The sequence below is a fragment of the Campylobacter concisus genome, assembly GCF_902460675.1.
In the GTDB taxonomy this organism is placed as follows: Bacteria; Campylobacterota; Campylobacteria; order Campylobacterales; family Campylobacteraceae; genus Campylobacter_A; species Campylobacter_A concisus_AJ.
In genome coordinates this window covers 37,050-53,790 of record NZ_CABPUQ010000001.1, presented here as the reverse complement: position 1 = coordinate 53,790, position 16,741 = coordinate 37,050, and the positions used below count along the sequence as shown (strand labels likewise).

Annotated in this window: 24 protein-coding genes and 1 pseudogene; 6 read left to right on the top strand and 19 right to left on the bottom strand. The window is 36.0% G+C overall.

Annotation, left to right across the window (positions count from 1 at the left end; genetic code table 11):
- Nucleotides 1-2: 2 nt before the first annotated feature.
- Genes F3G88_RS00290 through gatC form a run of 4 tightly spaced genes read right to left on the bottom strand, consistent with a single transcriptional unit; the run spans nt 3 to nt 2,504 of the window.
- On the bottom strand, nt 3-470 hold the full coding sequence (locus tag F3G88_RS00290; protein ID WP_002941362.1) for a Fur family transcriptional regulator: 468 nt from the start codon (nt 468-470) through the stop codon (nt 3-5).
- Nucleotide 471: 1 nt separating this feature from the next.
- Nucleotides 472-1,083, bottom strand: coding sequence for a CvpA family protein (locus F3G88_RS00285; protein WP_149715920.1), 612 nt, complete (start codon nt 1,081-1,083; stop codon nt 472-474).
- On the bottom strand, nt 1,083-2,213 hold the full coding sequence (locus tag F3G88_RS00280) for a type IV pilus twitching motility protein PilT (protein ID WP_149715077.1): 1,131 nt from the start codon (nt 2,211-2,213) through the stop codon (nt 1,083-1,085). The genes F3G88_RS00285 and F3G88_RS00280 overlap by 1 nt, the downstream gene beginning before the upstream one ends.
- A gap of 3 nt (nt 2,214-2,216) precedes the next feature.
- Nucleotides 2,217-2,504 (bottom strand): Asp-tRNA(Asn)/Glu-tRNA(Gln) amidotransferase subunit GatC, encoded by a 288-nt coding sequence (gene gatC / locus F3G88_RS00275; RefSeq protein ID WP_021085025.1) that lies wholly within the window; start codon nt 2,502-2,504, stop codon nt 2,217-2,219.
- Nucleotides 2,505-2,628: 124 nt separating this feature from the next.
- Between gatC and F3G88_RS00270 the strand changes: the two genes are divergently transcribed.
- From F3G88_RS00270 to hisG, 5 genes are read left to right on the top strand one after another with little or no spacing between them, the layout of a single operon-like run.
- Entirely contained in the window at nt 2,629-3,192 is a 564-nt protein-coding gene (locus F3G88_RS00270; protein ID WP_103631043.1) for a hypothetical protein, read from the top strand.
- Nucleotides 3,192-4,199, top strand: a complete 1,008-nt coding sequence (locus F3G88_RS00265) for an L-seryl-tRNA selenium transferase (protein ID WP_103638267.1) — start codon at nt 3,192-3,194, stop codon at nt 4,197-4,199. The genes F3G88_RS00270 and F3G88_RS00265 overlap by 1 nt, the downstream gene beginning before the upstream one ends.
- Nucleotides 4,196-4,528, top strand: a complete 333-nt coding sequence (locus tag F3G88_RS00260) for a hypothetical protein (RefSeq protein WP_103573121.1) — start codon at nt 4,196-4,198, stop codon at nt 4,526-4,528. The genes F3G88_RS00265 and F3G88_RS00260 overlap by 4 nt, the downstream gene beginning before the upstream one ends.
- The gene (locus tag F3G88_RS00255; protein WP_103573120.1) at nt 4,515-5,144 is read left to right on the top strand and encodes a type III pantothenate kinase; all 630 of its coding nucleotides are present in this window, start codon (nt 4,515-4,517) and stop codon (nt 5,142-5,144) included. The genes F3G88_RS00260 and F3G88_RS00255 overlap by 14 nt, the downstream gene beginning before the upstream one ends.
- On the top strand, nt 5,141-5,755 hold the full coding sequence (gene hisG / locus F3G88_RS00250) for an ATP phosphoribosyltransferase (RefSeq protein ID WP_103573119.1): 615 nt from the start codon (nt 5,141-5,143) through the stop codon (nt 5,753-5,755). The genes F3G88_RS00255 and hisG overlap by 4 nt, the downstream gene beginning before the upstream one ends.
- 646 nt (nt 5,756-6,401) lie before the next feature.
- On the opposite strand, the gene F3G88_RS00245 is transcribed toward hisG, so the two are convergent.
- The 10 genes from F3G88_RS00245 to F3G88_RS00200 all read right to left on the bottom strand — a co-directional run bounded on the left by F3G88_RS00245 (nt 6,402) and on the right by F3G88_RS00200 (nt 13,172).
- Entirely contained in the window at nt 6,402-7,727 is a 1,326-nt protein-coding gene (locus tag F3G88_RS00245; protein ID WP_103573118.1) for an aminotransferase class V-fold PLP-dependent enzyme, read from the bottom strand.
- Between the two features lie 85 nt (nt 7,728-7,812).
- Nucleotides 7,813-8,001 carry a hypothetical protein gene (locus F3G88_RS00240; protein WP_002941192.1) on the bottom strand — a complete coding sequence of 63 codons (189 nt, stop codon included), beginning with the start codon at nt 7,999-8,001 and terminating at the stop codon, nt 7,813-7,815.
- Between the two features lie 24 nt (nt 8,002-8,025).
- Nucleotides 8,026-8,769: a winged helix-turn-helix domain-containing protein gene (locus F3G88_RS00235; protein ID WP_103573117.1), complete on the bottom strand. Its 744-nt coding sequence runs from the start codon at nt 8,767-8,769 to the stop codon at nt 8,026-8,028.
- The gene (fdhD, locus tag F3G88_RS00230; protein WP_103573116.1) at nt 8,762-9,544 is read right to left on the bottom strand and encodes a formate dehydrogenase accessory sulfurtransferase FdhD; all 783 of its coding nucleotides are present in this window, start codon (nt 9,542-9,544) and stop codon (nt 8,762-8,764) included. The genes F3G88_RS00235 and fdhD overlap by 8 nt, the downstream gene beginning before the upstream one ends.
- Nucleotides 9,545-9,734: 190 nt before the next feature.
- Complete coding sequence (locus F3G88_RS10375; protein ID WP_219809567.1) at nt 9,735-10,274, bottom strand: hypothetical protein; 540 nt, start codon at nt 10,272-10,274, stop codon at nt 9,735-9,737.
- Nucleotides 10,267-10,974: a hypothetical protein gene (locus F3G88_RS00220; protein WP_180999926.1), complete on the bottom strand. Its 708-nt coding sequence runs from the start codon at nt 10,972-10,974 to the stop codon at nt 10,267-10,269. Before F3G88_RS00220 ends, F3G88_RS10375 begins: the two co-directional genes overlap by 8 nt.
- A complete protein-coding gene (locus tag F3G88_RS00215) occupies nt 10,958-11,440 on the bottom strand; it encodes a hypothetical protein (protein WP_103573114.1) in 483 nt (160 codons plus the stop codon). The genes F3G88_RS00220 and F3G88_RS00215 overlap by 17 nt, the downstream gene beginning before the upstream one ends.
- Nucleotides 11,441-11,499: 59 nt before the next feature.
- On the bottom strand, nt 11,500-11,865 hold the full coding sequence (locus tag F3G88_RS00210; RefSeq protein ID WP_103573113.1) for a hypothetical protein: 366 nt from the start codon (nt 11,863-11,865) through the stop codon (nt 11,500-11,502).
- A 52-nt stretch (nt 11,866-11,917) separates the two neighbouring features.
- The gene (locus F3G88_RS00205) at nt 11,918-12,367 is read right to left on the bottom strand and encodes a hypothetical protein (RefSeq protein ID WP_223228690.1); all 450 of its coding nucleotides are present in this window, start codon (nt 12,365-12,367) and stop codon (nt 11,918-11,920) included.
- Between the two features lie 13 nt (nt 12,368-12,380).
- A complete protein-coding gene (locus tag F3G88_RS00200) occupies nt 12,381-13,172 on the bottom strand; it encodes a hypothetical protein (protein ID WP_103573111.1) in 792 nt (263 codons plus the stop codon).
- A 43-nt stretch (nt 13,173-13,215) separates the two neighbouring features.
- On the opposite strand from F3G88_RS00200, the gene F3G88_RS10145 reads away from it, so the two are divergent.
- Nucleotides 13,216-13,431 carry a hypothetical protein gene (locus F3G88_RS10145; protein ID WP_188117439.1) on the top strand — a complete coding sequence of 72 codons (216 nt, stop codon included), beginning with the start codon at nt 13,216-13,218 and terminating at the stop codon, nt 13,429-13,431.
- A gap of 120 nt (nt 13,432-13,551) precedes the next feature.
- On the opposite strand, the gene F3G88_RS00195 is transcribed toward F3G88_RS10145, so the two are convergent.
- From F3G88_RS00195 to F3G88_RS00175, 5 genes and pseudogenes are all read right to left on the bottom strand, one after another.
- Nucleotides 13,552-14,340: a hypothetical protein gene (locus F3G88_RS00195; protein ID WP_149715076.1), complete on the bottom strand. Its 789-nt coding sequence runs from the start codon at nt 14,338-14,340 to the stop codon at nt 13,552-13,554.
- A gap of 29 nt (nt 14,341-14,369) precedes the next feature.
- Nucleotides 14,370-15,041, bottom strand: a complete 672-nt coding sequence (locus tag F3G88_RS00190) for a hypothetical protein (RefSeq protein WP_149715075.1) — start codon at nt 15,039-15,041, stop codon at nt 14,370-14,372.
- A 78-nt stretch (nt 15,042-15,119) separates the two neighbouring features.
- On the bottom strand, nt 15,120-15,917 hold the full coding sequence (locus F3G88_RS00185; protein ID WP_149715074.1) for a hypothetical protein: 798 nt from the start codon (nt 15,915-15,917) through the stop codon (nt 15,120-15,122).
- 2 nt (nt 15,918-15,919) lie between these two features.
- A complete protein-coding gene (locus F3G88_RS00180; protein WP_149715073.1) occupies nt 15,920-16,471 on the bottom strand; it encodes a hypothetical protein in 552 nt (183 codons plus the stop codon).
- A gap of 4 nt (nt 16,472-16,475) precedes the next feature.
- Nucleotides 16,476-16,741 (bottom strand): annotated as a pseudogene (locus tag F3G88_RS00175) (hypothetical protein); the annotation flags it as partial.

The following is a 16,741-nucleotide window of genomic DNA, read 5'->3' as shown; positions in this document are numbered from 1 at the left end:
CCTTACTTTCCCTTTATATTATTTTTTGAACATTTTTCGCAAATTCCATAAAGCTGCATCATGTGACCAGTTAGTTTAAAGCCATGCTCTTTTGCAATGCTTATTTGCCTTTTTTCTATCATAGGATCTTCAAATTCTATGATAAGGCCGCATTTTCTGCATATCATGTGGTCGTGGTGTGGCTTTGTGGCAAGCTCAAATTTCTTGCCTTGCGAACCAAAGCTGATAGATGTTACCATCTCTGATTCTTCAAGTAAATTTAGCGTTCTATAAACTGTTGCGATGCCGATATTTAGCTCAGGGTAGGTCTCTTTTATGAAAAGATATAGCCTCTCTGGTGTAAAGTGTTCGTCGTTGTTATAAAGCGTTTTTAGCAAAATTTCACGCTGTTTTGTATATTTTAAACCATTGTCGCGAAGTACCCTTTTAAATTTCTCAAGTAACGCATCGTATTCTAAATTTTCTATCATCTCACTCCCCTTTGGTGACGTTTGTGTCGGTATTTGTGCTCGCATTTGCATCCATTGATATAAATGCATCACTCTTGTTTGTATCCTTTGGTCTTGCTACCATTTCATCTATTTCGTTTTTGATATTTTTCATATCGACGTTTGTTATCCACCTGCCAGTTTCAAGTAGGAGCGGATAGACCTTGCTATTTGTAAAGTATGGCTCGATCATTTTGTTTAGCGAAGTGCCTGACATCACGGCAACGACTGCTGAAAATGTGAGGAAAATTTTGCCACTTCCCATAACAAATCCACCAAGTCTGTCTAAAAAGCCAAGTCCGCTTACTGAAACAATCTTTGATAAAAATTTACCAACCAGCAGACAAACCAGCCAAAAAACTAGCCAAAGTCCGATAAATGCGACAAATTGTAAAAATGAAGGATTTTCAAATTTATATATATTTTTACTTATAAAACCCTCAGCCACATCTGAAAACCTGCTAGCAACAACTAAACCTCCGATAAGTCCGATGAGCCCAAAAGTCTCTTTTATGAGGCCATTTATTATGCCCTTTACGCCCAGCATCAAGACAAGGGCGATAATGATAATGTCAAACCAAGTTACTAAATCCATCATACAGTTCCTATTAAATTTTGAAGTTCTTGCTGGCTAGTTGAGTATGCTAGCGCGTTTTCTTTTGTAATCATGCCCTCTTTTAGCGCTTTCATCAGGGCTTGAGTCTGCGTGCTCATGCCGGTTTGTTGCTGATTTAGCTGCATTTGAGAGTAAATTTGATGCACTTTGTTTTCGCGTATCAAGTTTGATATCGCCATGTTGTTTATCAAAATTTCATGTACAGCGCACCTTCCGCCGCCTATTTTTGGTATCAGACTTTGTGAGATGACGGCAGTTAGCGAAACGCTAAGCATGTTTCTTACTTGAAGCTGCTCACTTCCATCGAAGCTATCAACGATCCTATTTATAGTTTGTATGGCCGAGTTTGTGTGAAGAGTGCCAAAGACTAGGTGTCCAGTCTCAGCCGCTGTAATAGCCGTAGAGATCGTCTCTCTATCCCTCATCTCGCCCACAAGTATGATATCAGGGTCCTCGCGAAGTGCAAATTTTAGCGCTTTTGAGTAAGAGTGCGTGTCGGTGCCTATGTTTCTATGTGAAAATAGGGCTTTTTTGTTGTTATGCACAAACTCAACTGGGTCCTCAACGGTAATGATGTGCTTTCTATAATTTAAATTTATCTCATTAAGCATCGCTGCAAGCGTCGTTGATTTACCACTACCCGTTGGTCCAGTAACTAGGATAAGGCCCTTTTCTCGTTTGATGATATATTTAAAAATTTGTGGCGCATTTAGATCATCAAGCGAAGGTATATCGATAGGTATGATACGAAAAGCTGCGGCTAGATCGCCATTCATCGTGTAGTAGTAGTTGCCACGAAAGCGGCCGATATTTGGAAGCTCTATGGCAAAGTCAAGCTCTTTGTTGTTTTCTAGCTCGCTTTTTTGGGCGTCTGTGATCAGAGCGTAGCATAAATTTTCTATATCTTTGCCGCTTAGCACGCCAAATTCAAGTGGCCTTAAAGTACCATCTATCCTTATTTGAGGCTCAGACCTTGAGACTAGGTGGAGGTCGCTAGCTTTGTTAAAAACAACGGTTTTTAGAAGCGTTTGGATGTCGCCTGATAGGCTACTTTCTGGTGTTTGAACGGCGTTTAGGCCTTTTGCTTGGAGTTGTTCGATTAGATCCATATTTTACTCTATGATCTTTGGCACGGCAAAAAAGTGTCCTTCGCGTGAAGGGGCGTGCTTTAAAATTTCATCGACAACGTCACTTAAATGTGGCTCATCTTCTCTTAATGGAGTGCCGCCTTTTATAGAGCTAACTACGGCCTCATCGCTGCTTAGATCAAGCTCGTTTAAAACATCGACAAAAGATACGATTTCACTTAATTGCTTCTTGATCTCTTCTCTTTTTTCATCATTAATTTGTAATGCTGAGAGTTTTTCTAGTTTATTTAAGAGAGTGTCGTCTATTTGCATTATTAAGCAACCTTTTAATTGATTTTGAGGCATTATATCACATTCAAGCTTTAATTTTGGGCTACTTTTAATTTAATTATGCTAAAATCTGCGAATTAAAATTTTTCAAAAGCAAGGAAAAACGTTGGCTATAAAAGAAGACTTAACCGAGATAAAAAAAGAGATCGACGCCCAAGAGCAGTTTCTTGAGAGTATGATCAAGGGAGAGCGTTTTTTTAGGAAATACAAAACTTTGCTGATCGTGCTATGCGTGGCAGCTATCGTCGCACTCATCGGATTTTACGCTAGTAAGGTTTTAAACGACAATAGGGTTGAGGAGGCAAATTTAGCCTATTCAAAGCTTATATTAAACCCAAATGACGCAAACGCTTTAAATGTTTTAAAGGAGAAAGAGCCAAGCTTATATGCACTTTTTTCACTTGGACAAATGCTCGATAAAAACGATACAAAAGGCATTAGTGAGCTTGTAAATTTAAAAGTAAATCCGATCGTAAAAGATATCATTCTTTCACAAACTGGCGATGCAAATACTCAAATTTTAAGCGAATACAACGCACTTTTAAAAGGTTTTGAGCTTTTAAAACAAAATAAAATCAAAGAGGCAAATGTGGAATTTGACAAGATCGCACTTGACTCACAACTACAAACTTTAGTTAAAAATTTAAAACACTATCAGGGAATAAAATAATGAAAAAACTTACACTATTCTTGGCCTTTGCCTTGGCTTTAGTTCTAAGCGGATGCGGCACAAAAAGACAATATTTTGAGCCTGCGCAAACTTCTGGTGAGATATCTTTGTCAAAAGATCTTCCTTCTTACATCAAATCAGCAAATGCAAATGGCGCAACGCTTGATAATGGCAACATCATCACTAAAAATGGGCTAAATAAAAGCGTTACCTTGCCTGAAAATTTCAACTTCTTAAACGAAAACAACGGCTTTGTCATCTCAGCTAGCATAAATGGCGATCTAAACGTGACTGATCCTAGCGGTCACAGCGTTTATAGCGGTAAATTTCCAACTGCGATCGTAGCAGCCTCGCTTGATCAAAACCAACTTGCGGCTATCAGCGCATCAAACCACATCTATCTAATCGACATCAACACAGCTACGACACTAATGGAGTATAGCTCTTCTGACATCGCTGCGGTTGATTCAAGAGTTGTGGCACCTTACTTCATGAGCTCACTCATCGTCTATCCAGCGCTTGATGGCAAAATTTACATCGTGCAAAAAGATAGTGGTAGAATTTTACGCGACGTTGTCGTAAGCTCTGAAAATTTCTTTAATAACATCATATTCTTAGGCGTTGAGGGCGATAACCTAATCGCAGCAACAGCCAAAAAACTAATCGTCATCAACCCAAGCCAGACAGTTTATTATGACGGCGAGATCAAAGACGTGCTAGTTCATAACGATGAAATTTACATCTTTAAAAAAGATGGCACGATAGTAAGAACAGACCTTATGCTAAAAGAGCAAAATAAGGTAAATTTCAAATTTGCTATCTTCTCAGCGGCTACTATCATCAACAATAAGCTCTATGTCATCGAAAAAACAGGTTATGTTATAAAGACAAATTTAGACCTTAGCGGAGCTGAAATTTACGAGTTTAGCGATGAGATAAAAGATAAAAGCTTCATGGGTAATGGCGCATTTTACTACGATAACGAGTATGTTAATCTAGGGCAATGAACCAAAAAATTTGGGAGCTTTTTGAAGCTAAAAAGATCTTGCTAAGGGATCTAAAAAGGCTTGATCTTAGCGAATTTACCAAGAAACGCTCGCTTGAGGCGTTTTTTGGTGTTAATACAAAAAATTTCTACGAGATCGTTTTTTTAAGAAATGCAAAGAGCAGGCTTTTGCTCAAAGAAGCCAGCGAGATAAATGAAATTTGCACTAAATTTGAAGATAAATTTCAAACCAAGATCAAAAAACGTGTGATCTTTTACAACTCTCAAATTTGCTCAAAATCCCTAAACTACTTCAAAGAGCAAGGCTGGAGCTGTTATGATTTTGTGTGATATCGGCAACACCAACGCCTCTTTTTTGCAAAATGGCAAGATCACACACATAAAAGTTAGCGAATTTAAAAACTACAAGCCAAATGAAAAGGTCTATTTTATCTGTGTAAATGAAGAAATTTTACGCATGGTAGATAAGGATGAAATGTTTGTAAATTTAGAGTCTTACTTTGAGATAGACACGATCTATCAGGGGCTCGGAGTAGATAGAAAAGCGGGTTGCTATATGATAAATGATGGCGTTATAGTAGATGCTGGAAGTGCTATCACCGTTGATATAATGGCAAACTCACTTCATCTTGGCGGCTACATCTTGCCAGGTATTGCAACTATGTTAAATGCCTATAAAAGCATCTCACCACGCCTTGATGTGACACTAAATTCGCAAATTGACATCGATGCATTGCCTCAAAAAACGAGCGATGCTGTGAGTTACGGCATCATAAAGCCCATTATCACGCTCATTTCAAAGCTTGCAGGCAGCAAAAAAGTATATTTTACTGGCGGAGATGGTGACTTTTTATCTAAATTTTTTAAAAATGCCATTTGCGACAAGATGCTGATCTTTCGTGCCATGCAAAAAATAATCGATGAGAAAAAGGAAATTTTAAAATGATAACAGTAGCCTTGCCAAAGGGCAGGATCGCAGAAGATACACTTGAAATTTTTAGAAAAATTTTTGGCTCTAGCTTTATGTTTGAGGATAGAAAGCTTATCCTTGAAGAGGGAAATTTTAGATTTTTAATGGTTCGCAACCAAGATATACCAACATACGTCACAGAAGGCGCTGCAGATATCGGCGTGGTCGGCCTTGACGTCCTTGAAGAGCATAAGCCAAATGTGGTGAGGCTACTTGATCTGCAAATAGGCAAGTGCAAGGTCTGCATCGGCATAAAAAACGAAGATGAGCTTGATTTTTCAAGGTCTGAGCTAAAGATCGCTACAAAAATGCCAAATATCACGAGAAACTATTTTGCTAAGCTTGCAGTTGGCGTCAAGATCATCAAGCTTTATGGTTCGATCGAGCTAGCGCCGCTTGTTGGGCTAAGCGACGCGATCGTCGATGTGGTCGAAACTGGCTCAACTATGAAGCAAAATGGGCTAAAAGTGGCTGGTGATATCATACAAAGCTCAGCCTATCTAATCGCAAATAAAAATAGCTTCATCATCAAAAAAGATGAAATTTTGGAGCTTTATCAAAAGATAAAAGATGAAATTTCAAAATAAAATTTGAAATCTTGGCTTCTAAATTTTAAAAACGCCTAAATTTATCCACTCTGAAGCTAATAAATTTAAGTGCATAGGATATTAAATTTACATGGCTTGCTTTATTTAAATTGTAAAAAACGTTTCGTTTTTCTAGGCTATCGCAAAAGATTGCTATTAAAATTTGAGCTAAGTAAAATAGAAAAAGTAGTAGCCGCTACTAAATTTACAAGTTAAATTTGAAGTTATTTGGTTGGGTTTGTGTGTCGCTATGATAGGTTTTGGTTTTATAGTCAAATTTTATTTTGGAGTGATGAAATTTGATGTAGATGAGGCAGGTTTAAATTTAAAAAACTAACTTTATAGAAGCTACTTAAAGCAAAGCGTTTAAATTTCAAAACCTATTTTTAAAAGACTTTGCTATTAAAATTTGGGCAAATCAAAAGTTGTAATTGCCACTAAAGTTACAAGTTAAATTTAAATATTTTTATTGAGTGGGCAGGCAAACTTTGTTGTTGAGCTTATGTGCTACCATGATAAATTTTAAATTTTTATAGATAAAGCCAGTTTAAATTTAGACAACATAACTGGTTTCGTAGAGGCTGTTTAAAGCAAAGCTTTTAAATTTCAAAACCTAATAAATTTAACCCGAAACAACAAATTTAGCCTAAATTTTCCCGCCAAACATCTCATACATCGCCTTTTCCTCACCCCAAAGCTCACGGTGCTTTTTGATAGATGATTTGATAGCGTTTATGAGATAGAGTACGTCCTCTTTTGTATGCGTGTAGTGCATGCTCACCCTTACAAAACCTGGCTTTTTCTCTAAGATCTTATTTTCTTTAAGTCCCAGCAGATCAAAAGCATAAGGCCCAGCGCACATCACGCCAGCGCGGCTTTGTATGCCGTGGTTGTTGCTAAGTGTTGCAGCAAAGTCATAAGGCGAAATATCGCGCACATTAAATGAAAAAATAGGCAGTTTTTCTGCATTTTTAGGGCCATAAATGGTGATATCCTCGATATTTTCTAGCTCTTTTTCAAAGAAATTTGCCAGTTCATCTTCGCGAGCTTTGATATTTTCTACTCCTACACTTGCTTGCAGGCTGTAAGCTAGGCTTGCTCGCACCAGTCCCAAGATAGATGGCGTGCCAGCCTCTTCAAGCTGCTCGACATTTTTTATAAAAAGGTGCTTTGAAGGCGTCGCAAGTGCGATGGTGCCGCCACCTGCAAAGCTTGGTATGTCGCTTGTATAAAGCTCTTTTTTGATCGCCAAAAGCCCACAACTCCCAACTCCGCCAAGTAGCTTGTGAGGCGAAAAAAAGGCTGCGTCAAAATAGGCTGCGTCTAAAATTTCATGCGAGCTGGTCGCTGCGCAGTCAAATGCCACCACTCCGCCAAATTTCTTAACGAGCGAGTAAATTCTCTTGTAGTCGGTTTTCACGCCTGTGACGTTTGAGGCGGCGCTAAAGCAGGCGATGATCTTTCTTTTTGTGTTTAGTTTTAGCGTCCTCTCAAGCATCACGTAGTCTATCTCGCCGTTTTCATCAAGCAAGGTGCGCTCGCAGTCGCAAAGCCCTTCACGAAAGCTGATCTCATTTGAGTGGTGCTCATATGGGCCAACAAGCACGAGTGGTAAATTTACGCTTCTTAAATTTGCTTCGCCGATCAAAGCTCTTGTCGTTGGTGGCAGATAAATTCCCATTATCTCCTGAAATTTCTTTATCGCAGCCGTTGCGCCTTGACCAGTTGCGATGAGATAAAAGCTCTCATCAAGCCCCAAAAGCTCCTTTAACTCAGCCCTTGCGTTTTCGTAGCGTTTTTGCGTTAGCACGGCGCTTGAGCTGCTGTCTGAGTGAGTGTTTGCGTAGGTTTTTAAAAATTTTGAAATTTCATCTTCGATAGGCTCATAGGCAAGGCCTGAGGCCGTGTAGTCAAAATAGTAAATTCCATCTTTTAAAATGATATTTTTTCTTACTTCATCTATAGTTGGCACGATTTTCCTTTTGGTTAAAAGTGCGATTATAATGAAATTTTGTATAAAGTGAGGTTACAAGCGGGCAGGGCGCCCACTCGTGTGATTATTTGTTTAAGAAGTTTTTTTCTAACCACTCGTTAGCTTTTGCTTCACTCTCAAATCTTTGGCTCTTAGCAACTTGGTTTGCACCCTCATAGAAACGGATACGAATACCGTCTTGAACGCTATCGATCTTGATTCTTGTGATCTTATCTTTGTTTAGATAAGTCCTGTCGTTTAGTTTTACATACATGTTTTCTCCTTTTAAAAATTTGGTTTATTTTTTATCTTTTGTCTTATCGTCTTGTTTTAAAAATAGCTCTTTAAAGCGCTTATTTGCATAGTCTTCGATGTCGTTTTGAAGCTGTTTATAGGCGTTTATAAGCTCATGGGCCCTATCATTTAGTGTAGTGCCAGCGTTATCTCCGCCACCTTGCTTGGTCGTAAAGAGGTCTTCTTTTAAATTTTTTTGCAAAATTTGCAGATGCGACCAGCATTTTTTATAGTTCATACCTAAAATTTCAGCTGCCTTTGATATCGAGCCAACCTCGGCTATCACGTCTAAAACCTCGGTTTTACCCTTGCCAAATATAAGCTCGCCCTCGTCGTTTTCTATCCAAGTCTTTGTCTTTACTCTCATCTTTTTGCCTTTCTTTTCCTTAAAACAGCCTAGCTGACAGTACTTCACGTCAAAGCCGTAGTCTCTAAGTGTAGAGCGCATGGTCTTTAGTCCGCCATTAGCTGCCGCCATATCCCTTGCATCTTTGCAAAAAACTCTGCCCTTTTCGTCGCTCACTTCTTTTAGTTTTAGTGACAATGTAAATTTACCGCGGTCTTTATCCAAGCCACCAAACTGCCCAAGCTCGCAGTTATCTATCTTGATGCCAAGTCTGGTTGCCTCGTCGCTCACTTCGCTTACCTCGATGCCTAGCTTGTTTGCGATCTTAAAGGCCGTTCCGCAGTCAAGTTTGCCGCTTTTATTTAGCGTTTGTTTTATTAGCTCTTCTAAATTTTTACTCATAAATTCTCTCTTCGCCGCTATAAACGTTGATATTTTCGCCCCTTGCAAAGCCGCAAAGCGTGAGCTCAAATTTACGAGCTATCACCACGCCAAGGCTAGTCGGCGCTGTCCTTGAGATAAGTGCTGGGATGCCGTGCATAACGGCCTTTGCAACCATCTCTGAACTAAGCCTGCCACTCACCATCAAAAATGAATTTGCTAAGTTAGCTCCGTCTAAAACGGCCTTGCCAACGGCTTTGTCGATCGTGTTGTGCTGAGCGATATCCTCGCCTATGTAAAATTTATCTTCGCTCACAAAGAGCTTTGCCGTATGCACGCAGCCAGTCATCTCATAAAGATCGCACTGCGTGTAGAACTCCTTCATCTGCGTAAGGATCATATCTTTGTTAAATTTAGCCCCGCTTTTTACGGCTCTTGCCGCCATCGCCTGTGGGTCGATATTTGCCGTTGAGCTTCTGCCACACCCACTTATTATGACCTTTTCTTCGTCAAACTGCTCTAAGCGTTTTTCATTCACTTTGGCGCTTACATAGACGCTTAGCTCGTCGCTTGAGAGCCTAACTTCAGCTATGTCTTCTGGCTTTGTGATGACGTTTTCACTGATCAAATAGCCCACAGCAAGCGCCTTTTGATCGGTAGGCGTTGCCATAACGGCACCAAATTTTTTGTCATTTATGTAAATTTCAAGCTTGATCTCACGCACCAAAATATCATCAACCTGCGCTTTTTGCTCGCCTTTATATTTGATGATCTGCGTTTTATAAATCGGTTCCATCTTGCTCCTTGAAGTTTTCACAAATGATAGCCCAAAAAGCTAAATTTAATTTTGGATTGTAGTAAAAACTTGCTTAAACAAAGCAAAAAGCTTAAACGTGTTTTGATACGAAATAAACGTTATTGTGATTAAAATTTGATATGCAAGATAGGCATATTTCTTAAACTTATTTTGCTATTTATTTTTTATATCACGGATACTCAAAGCCAAATTCATATTCTTTTAAAACGCCACTATAAAAGATAAATCTCTCATAGTAGAGTGGCATGTCAAATTCTTGCAAGAGGCGGCTCTCATTTTGCTCGGTGATATAGATCGCAGCGGTTGTGCTGTTTTGCTCTTGCTGGTCTCTTGGCTTGCCAAGCTTATTTAAAATTTGCTCTTGTTTGTCGCCCAGTTTGATACCAGAATTTGTAGTAAATTCTTTTGTCTTGCTGAAATTTATATAGTCTTTGGTTAAATTTTTATCATAAAATTTGACGTTTATCCTTTGAATTTCGCCGTTACCGCCACAGCAAAAATCAAGTGTCATAATCTGCGTTTTGTCTAAATTTACAAAGCTTGTCTTTTCGCCATCTAAAAAGTATGTGACATTTTTCAAAGCTAAATTTTGACCGATTTTGATCTCACCTATGCTTGTCGTGTGTGGTAAATTTTCGCTAGCTGTTAAATTTAGAAATCCTACAATTAAAGATAGTATTAAAAAGCTTTTTATAGAAAATTTACTCATTCTTGTTAAAGTCGCTCCAGCCGTTGTTAAGATATTTTGGACTAGGACTAAACTCCCCGGCACCTATGTCAAGATCGCCGCTGTTTGGTATCCTGTAATGCCCCCACGCGCATGGCTTTGTTTGCGCCTTGCCTACCTTGCACTCTCCGCAAAATAAATTATTTGCGTATATATCCTTATCTTCTGATATATCGTCATACACTAGCCTTTGATCGCTATTAATGTACCATTTCATGAGCATTTGACCTTTGGCCAGAAAACCTCCATCACCTTTTAAAAAATAGCTCGCTAAGGCTATGCCTTGAGCATCGATCTTACCTTTCATAAAGTCATCAACGCCGTAGTTTAAATTCGCATACTTTTTTATCTTTGTTATTTGAATTTCGCCGTTAAATGGGCGAGCCTCTGCGGTTATTTTGTACTCACCAGATACTATATATTTTGTATTTGAGGTTTTTTTGACGCTACTAAAATTTATATGTAGCCTGTGATAATCAGCTCCGATATAGCCCAAAAATTTTGTACGAGTGTCAGCCAAAATGACAGAAAAGTCAAATTCATCAAATTTATTTTCATCTATAAAACGAGCTTTACTATCTAAATATCCACTAAAGCACTGCTTGGTGGCTTGCTCTGCAAAAAGAGCAGGTGATATAGATAACACTAAACAAAAGAGAATTATTTTATTTATAGTCTTCATGTTTGTATTTATTTTGTAGCTTCTTATAAAATTTATCAAAGCTAGCAGGTAGCCTTTTATCTATTTCTTTAAGTTTGGATAGGAATTCTTCTTGTTCTATCTGTTGTAAATCATCGCTTTTAAAAATAGTTTTTCCTTGCTTAAAAACGTTTAAATACATTTTTCCACCAGACATTATGTCGCCATAAATTTCATATATGTAGTTTGAATTCTTAAATTTATACCCCATCAAGCGCTCATTTACACTATTTTTTATCGGTGTTGGTTTTGATAAAATTTCTAAACTTTTGCTATTTCTTTTATTTACCCCAAAATAACCACCATTTATACAATGTATGTCACCCTCGCATTCGAACATTGGAGTAGCTATTAAAAATTTTTCATTTTCATAGTAATACCCGAACTCATCAGCCTTGATAAATGCAAAGAATAAATTGATTAAAATAAAAAATCTAAAAACTACCATAAGTTCTTTCTATTAAAATTTACTGCAAAATAGTAATTGCAAAATCACGCACGCTAGCCTTATTTATCAAATTTTAAGTATTTACTATCGCAATCTTCAAAGTGATTATACTCGTTCATAGAATTTCCATAGTTTTGTATGACTATACTACCATTTTTATACTCTCCGCCAATCTTTTTAAATTTTATGTAAAATCCACCTTCGCCGTTGCTTTTTATGCTTGATATATAGCCTTGTGATTTTGTCTGATTATTCTCCACTATCTTGTAAAAATACTTCGCTTTATTGGTATTTTTTGCTATTTCTATTGAAATATTACAAGGCTCACTCTTGTAAATCCCCGTTAAATTTATATCTTTTGCGTAAGCATTTTGCGTCATAAAGCCTAGTGCCGTAAAATAAAAAATAAATATCTTGTTTGTCATACCTATGTCCGTGCTTTTTTAGTCGCATTATATCTATTTAACAAAGGCAAAACTATATCTTTTTGATCTTCCCATTCTCAAATTTATATTTTCTTTCATTTGATAGTTTTCCGCTACCTTTAAAATTTGGATCGCAGTTGTTGGTTAGTGCATTTTTGTGTGGTTTGTCTATTACCAAGATGCCTTCATTGGTGACTTCGAAAAATGGCACACTCGTGCACCAATCTATCTCACCTTGAAATTTTATCTTGTCGTCATCTTTCTTTTCAAAAATTCTCAAAGAGCCGTGTCCGCTGCAGGCGGCATAGTTTTGTATGTCTTGAAATATCCACACTTCGCTACGATTAAATTTGGTATAAAAGATCAAATTTGGTTCAAGCTCATACTCGCACTCCCTGCTATAAATCTCTTCATCATTTATACTTATGGAGCATTTGTTATCCTTGCTGTATGTTTCTATGCTTAAGTTTTTGGCATTAGAAAATATAGCTAAAAGTAGCAATAAGTATAAAAAACTAGTTTTTGACATCATTTTTTCTATTCTCTGGTAAAACTAAATGACCATTTTTGTCAATGAGTGAGTATTGCACGAGCATGATATATAGCATATCATCTATCTGTGGGTAGTCGTCATCATAGTGGTAACTTTTGTATTTTTGTAAAAAGTCGTTGTTTATTTCAGCTCTTTTTACATCTCTTGGCATGCTACCATTTTCTATCGGTACATATTTTAAAGTATCTTCAAATACCTCTTTAAATTTCTCGTAATCTTCTCCGTAAATTCTACTAAATAGTCCTCTATCATCATCGTAAAGCATTAAAGATAGCTTAGCAGTATACTCTCTATAGAAATTCTTTATGCAGTAGATACTTTCAGATACAAAAAATGCTGACTTAGCAACAAAGCTATAGTCATACTCTTTTTTTGAGTATCTAATGCACTCTTTTTTGCTATCTTTTATCCTTTCTCTAGCTATCTTTTGAGCTTTTTCTTTTAAATTTGGAGCTTCTTTTATTATTAGATTATAAAGATCAGCAAAGTAGTTATCTCTAAAAGAGTTATAGTCTGACTGGCATATAAAGTCTTCTAAAGAGTATTTTTTAAATTTATATTTACCCTTGGCGTCATAGCAGGCAAAGCTTGGCTTGCTATTTGTGCCGTAATCTCTCCAGGGGCTTGAATCATAATCATTTAGTTGGCAAAAATCATTACTAAACTTATTGATAGCATTTTCAGGGCTTAAAGGTTCAAAAGCGCTTAAATTTAAACTAGCAATCAGGGCTAACAATATAATTTTAAATTTCATTCTATTTCCTTGCCTTTACCTATATTTAATTATTATTTGGTAAATGATGCGTAATATAACAATAGTTGCAACTAAAGATAAATTTATTAAGATTAGCACTGATATAAAAGGTAAAAAAAGAAAATCTCCAGTATCTGGGTCCCAAAAAGTAGGATCTAAAAGATCTTTTGAGGTATTGTATAAAAAGCAACCACATCCGATCCAAACATTTAATGTGACAAATAAAACTAGCTTAAAAAATAGAGTATCAAATTTTTGAGAGATCTTTTTAAATAGAGCTTTGAGAAAAAGAAATAGTAAGAATATTCCTATTTCAAAGAAAATTATGATTAAGATAAAGTTCAAACTCATTAAAAATCCTTTGTAGAAAATTTATGCACTACTCCTCTTTTCTATTCTCTGGTAAAACTAAATGACCATTTTTATCTATTAGGGAGTATTGCACTAAGACTATATAAATTAGATCGTGGATTTTATAATTACCATAATTACCAGTATAGTCATCATATTTTCTTAAAAACTCAGCATAAGGATTTTTGTCTGTATTTTTAATACCATTTAGCTCTACTTCTGAGTAAAGTATCGGCACATATTTTAAAGTATCTTCAAATACCTCTTTAAATTTCTCATAGTCTTCGCCATAAATTCTTTTAAAAAGCTCTTTGTCGTTTTTATAAAGAAGTAAAGCTAGTTTAGCAGTATAGCTTCTGTAGTATGATCTAGAACAAAGAATAGCGCCAGATATACTAAATGTTAGTTTGCAATTTTGTTTAAACTCTTTTGAAAATTTATTTATACACTCTTTTTTAGTTTGAGCTATCCTCTCTCTTGCTATCTTTTGAGCTTTGTCTTTTAAATTTGGTTTTTCTTTCACTATTAGATTATAAAGATCAGCAAAGTAGTTATCTCTAAAAGCAGTACTTCTTGACTGGCATATGAAATCTTCTAAAGAGTACTCTTTAAATTTATATTTCTCTTTATCGTCATAGCATTTAAAGCTAGGAGTAATAAAGTCGGTACCATAGTCTGCATCACAAAAAGCTCCACCATCAACCTGCCCATAATCATCGCTAGCTTTCTCATAAGCTTCACCTGGCATTATGGGCTCAAAAGCACTTAAATTTAAGTTTATTAACAAGCTTGCTAGCAATACTATTTTAAATTTCATAATTTTCCTTATTTGTATTTAAGATAAATCTATCGTGATCTATTCAAGATACTATTTGTGTCCGAATTTATATCACTACCTAGATATTTCTCATATTCTTTTATATTCTTAGAGTTTATTGGGTTGCAGCGGATAGCATTATCCACCTTGCCTTTGTTTTGCTTTTTACACTCATTTATATCCATAAAACCTATATTTTCACACTTTAAAAGATGGTCCAAATCGTCTTTTATATTCCTTTTTAGCTCGATTCTCTCTTTTTGTTGTTCTGCATTATTATATAGCTCATCTCCTTTCCACTCCATCATGCAGGCATCATCTGTTTCGTTTATCAAAACACAGCCATTTTGTAAATCAATAACCAAACAATGTGTCTTATCTTTCCACAAAGGTTTTTCATCTTTATCATCAGAATAACCAGTTATATAGCCTCCCTCCAAAGTATCTAATATTACGTATCTACCAGAACTAGACAAGATACTGCTATTAGGACCAAAGTAGTACGTGTCGTTATTGATGTATATCGTAGAATTATATTCTTTGCTAGAAAAGATTAGTTTCTTGTATAAATTTACCTCAAAATGTTCATTTTTCTCAGCTTCTTTAAATATCAAGGAGTTTCCATTTTTGGACTTGATGATAGCATCTTTTGCATTTAAGCCGCTTGCTAAAGCAAATATTAAAACTATAAATTTAATCATTTTGTTACTTATCCACTTTAAACAAAATTTAGACATTTGCCTCTAGGTTGTACGAGTTTTACTTTACAAACGAACACATTACTTGTCTTTTCTATTCTCTGGTAAAACTAAGTGGCCATTTTTGTCTATTAGCGAGTATTGGACTAATAAAACATAGCTTACATCCCAGCAATGATTATACTCAAAGCTCTCAATATCGTAGTCCTTATATTCTTCTTTAAAATTTTCATAAAGCTTTAAATTTTCTTCTTTTTGTTTTGCGCTTATGCCTTCAAATTTTAGGTCTGATATAGAGATGGTATCTTCAAAAACATCTTTAAATTTCTCATAATCTTCGCCATAAATTCTACTAAATAACTTTTCATCGTTCTCATAAAGCATTAAAGCTAGCTTTGCTGTAAAGTCTCTATACTTTTCACTTATACAACCTATACTTTCAGATACAAATAAAGCCTTGCTCTCTACAAAGCTATAGTCATACTCTTTTTTTGAGTATCTAATGCACTCTTTTTTGCTATCTTTTATCCTCTCTCTAGCTATCTTTTGAGCTTTGTCTTTTAAATTTGGAGCTTCTTTTACGATTAGATTATAAAGATCAGCAAAATAGTTATCCCTAAAAGAGTTATAGTCTGACTGACATATAAAGTCTTCTAAAGAGTATTTTTTAAATTTATACTTTCCTTTGTCGTCATAGCAGGTAAAGCTTGGCGATATAGTATGGCTACCATAGTCCATTGTAGGATCAAGCGGATAGTCGTTTATCTGTAAAAAGTCAGAGGCAAATTTTCTCATAGCTTCGTCTGGGCTTAAAGGCTCGTAAGCATATAAATTTAAGCTTACTAACAAATTTATTAATAATATGGTTCTAAATTTCATGATTATTCTATTGGCGTATCACAAGGTGTTTTTTCTGATATGCTTTTTAGCTCCTTCTTGCCATTTTTGAGTGTTTTTAGTACAAAATACTCTTGTTTGCAATCTTCGCTTTCAAAATTTATGTATCTTGCCATTAGCAGATCGCTATCCTCTCTGGTATAAAGTTTGGCAAATCCACCCATTTCACTATCTTTAAATAATGGTCTAGTTTCGGTATTGTCAAATTTATCCATACCTTCTATCTTTACGCTCTTGCCTGCACTTAAGTCCTCAACCGTTCTGTAATAACAACTAGTGCCACAGCTATGCGTGACTATCATATACTTACCTGCAAAATTTACGTAAAACTGCTGTTGGTTACTTACAAATTTACCAAGTTCATCCCTATAAAGCCCTTCTTCATCCTTCTTATAACTATTTGGAATTTTTATCTCACCTTTATATACTTCTTTGACCTTATGTTTGTCAAATTCAGCCTCTAGTTTTTCTTCTAACTCAGAACAAAAAGTAGAAGTAAGTAAGGCAAAAATAAGAACTAAGCCATTTAACTTCATGTCACTACTCCTCTTTTCTATTCTCTGGTAAAACTAAATGACCATTTTTGTCTATTAGAGAGTATTGGACTAAGACTATATAAAGGAGGTCGTGGATACGATAATCGCCATAGTTGCCAGTATAGTCATCATACTTTCTTAAAAACTCAGCATAGGGCTTATCATCTGTATTTTTAATGTCATCTAGCTCTACTTCAGAGTAAAGTATAGGCACATATTTTAAAGTATCTTCAAAGACTTCTTTAAATTTCTCATAGTCTTCGCCATAAA

Excerpts from the sequence above, each read along its gene's own strand:
- F3G88_RS00290 (WP_002941362.1), bottom strand. The coding sequence starts at position 470 with ATGATAGAAAATTTAGAATACGATGCGTTACTTGAGAAATTTAAAAGG.
- F3G88_RS00285 (WP_149715920.1), bottom strand. The coding sequence starts at position 1,083 with ATGGATTTAGTAACTTGGTTTGACATTATCATTATCGCCCTTGTCTTG.
- F3G88_RS00280 (WP_149715077.1), bottom strand. The coding sequence starts at position 2,213 with ATGGATCTAATCGAACAACTCCAAGCAAAAGGCCTAAACGCCGTTCAA.
- gatC (WP_021085025.1), bottom strand. The coding sequence starts at position 2,504 with ATGCAAATAGACGACACTCTCTTAAATAAACTAGAAAAACTCTCAGCA.
- F3G88_RS00265 (WP_103638267.1), top strand. The coding sequence starts at position 3,192 with ATGAAAAAACTTACACTATTCTTGGCCTTTGCCTTGGCTTTAGTTCTA.
- F3G88_RS00260 (WP_103573121.1), top strand. The coding sequence starts at position 4,196 with ATGAACCAAAAAATTTGGGAGCTTTTTGAAGCTAAAAAGATCTTGCTA.
- F3G88_RS00255 (WP_103573120.1), top strand. The coding sequence starts at position 4,515 with ATGATTTTGTGTGATATCGGCAACACCAACGCCTCTTTTTTGCAAAAT.
- hisG (WP_103573119.1), top strand. The coding sequence starts at position 5,141 with ATGATAACAGTAGCCTTGCCAAAGGGCAGGATCGCAGAAGATACACTT.
- F3G88_RS00240 (WP_002941192.1), bottom strand. The coding sequence starts at position 8,001 with ATGTATGTAAAACTAAACGACAGGACTTATCTAAACAAAGATAAGATC.
- F3G88_RS00235 (WP_103573117.1), bottom strand. The coding sequence starts at position 8,769 with ATGAGTAAAAATTTAGAAGAGCTAATAAAACAAACGCTAAATAAAAGC.
- fdhD (WP_103573116.1), bottom strand. The coding sequence starts at position 9,544 with ATGGAACCGATTTATAAAACGCAGATCATCAAATATAAAGGCGAGCAA.
- F3G88_RS10375 (WP_219809567.1), bottom strand. The coding sequence starts at position 10,274 with ATGAGTAAATTTTCTATAAAAAGCTTTTTAATACTATCTTTAATTGTA.
- F3G88_RS00220 (WP_180999926.1), bottom strand. The coding sequence starts at position 10,974 with ATGAAGACTATAAATAAAATAATTCTCTTTTGTTTAGTGTTATCTATA.
- F3G88_RS00215 (WP_103573114.1), bottom strand. The coding sequence starts at position 11,440 with ATGGTAGTTTTTAGATTTTTTATTTTAATCAATTTATTCTTTGCATTT.
- F3G88_RS00210 (WP_103573113.1), bottom strand. The coding sequence starts at position 11,865 with ATGACAAACAAGATATTTATTTTTTATTTTACGGCACTAGGCTTTATG.
- F3G88_RS00200 (WP_103573111.1), bottom strand. The coding sequence starts at position 13,172 with ATGAAATTTAAAATTATATTGTTAGCCCTGATTGCTAGTTTAAATTTA.
- F3G88_RS10145 (WP_188117439.1), top strand. The coding sequence starts at position 13,216 with ATGATGCGTAATATAACAATAGTTGCAACTAAAGATAAATTTATTAAG.
- F3G88_RS00195 (WP_149715076.1), bottom strand. The coding sequence starts at position 14,340 with ATGAAATTTAAAATAGTATTGCTAGCAAGCTTGTTAATAAACTTAAAT.
- F3G88_RS00190 (WP_149715075.1), bottom strand. The coding sequence starts at position 15,041 with ATGATTAAATTTATAGTTTTAATATTTGCTTTAGCAAGCGGCTTAAAT.
- F3G88_RS00185 (WP_149715074.1), bottom strand. The coding sequence starts at position 15,917 with ATGAAATTTAGAACCATATTATTAATAAATTTGTTAGTAAGCTTAAAT.
- F3G88_RS00180 (WP_149715073.1), bottom strand. The coding sequence starts at position 16,471 with ATGAAGTTAAATGGCTTAGTTCTTATTTTTGCCTTACTTACTTCTACT.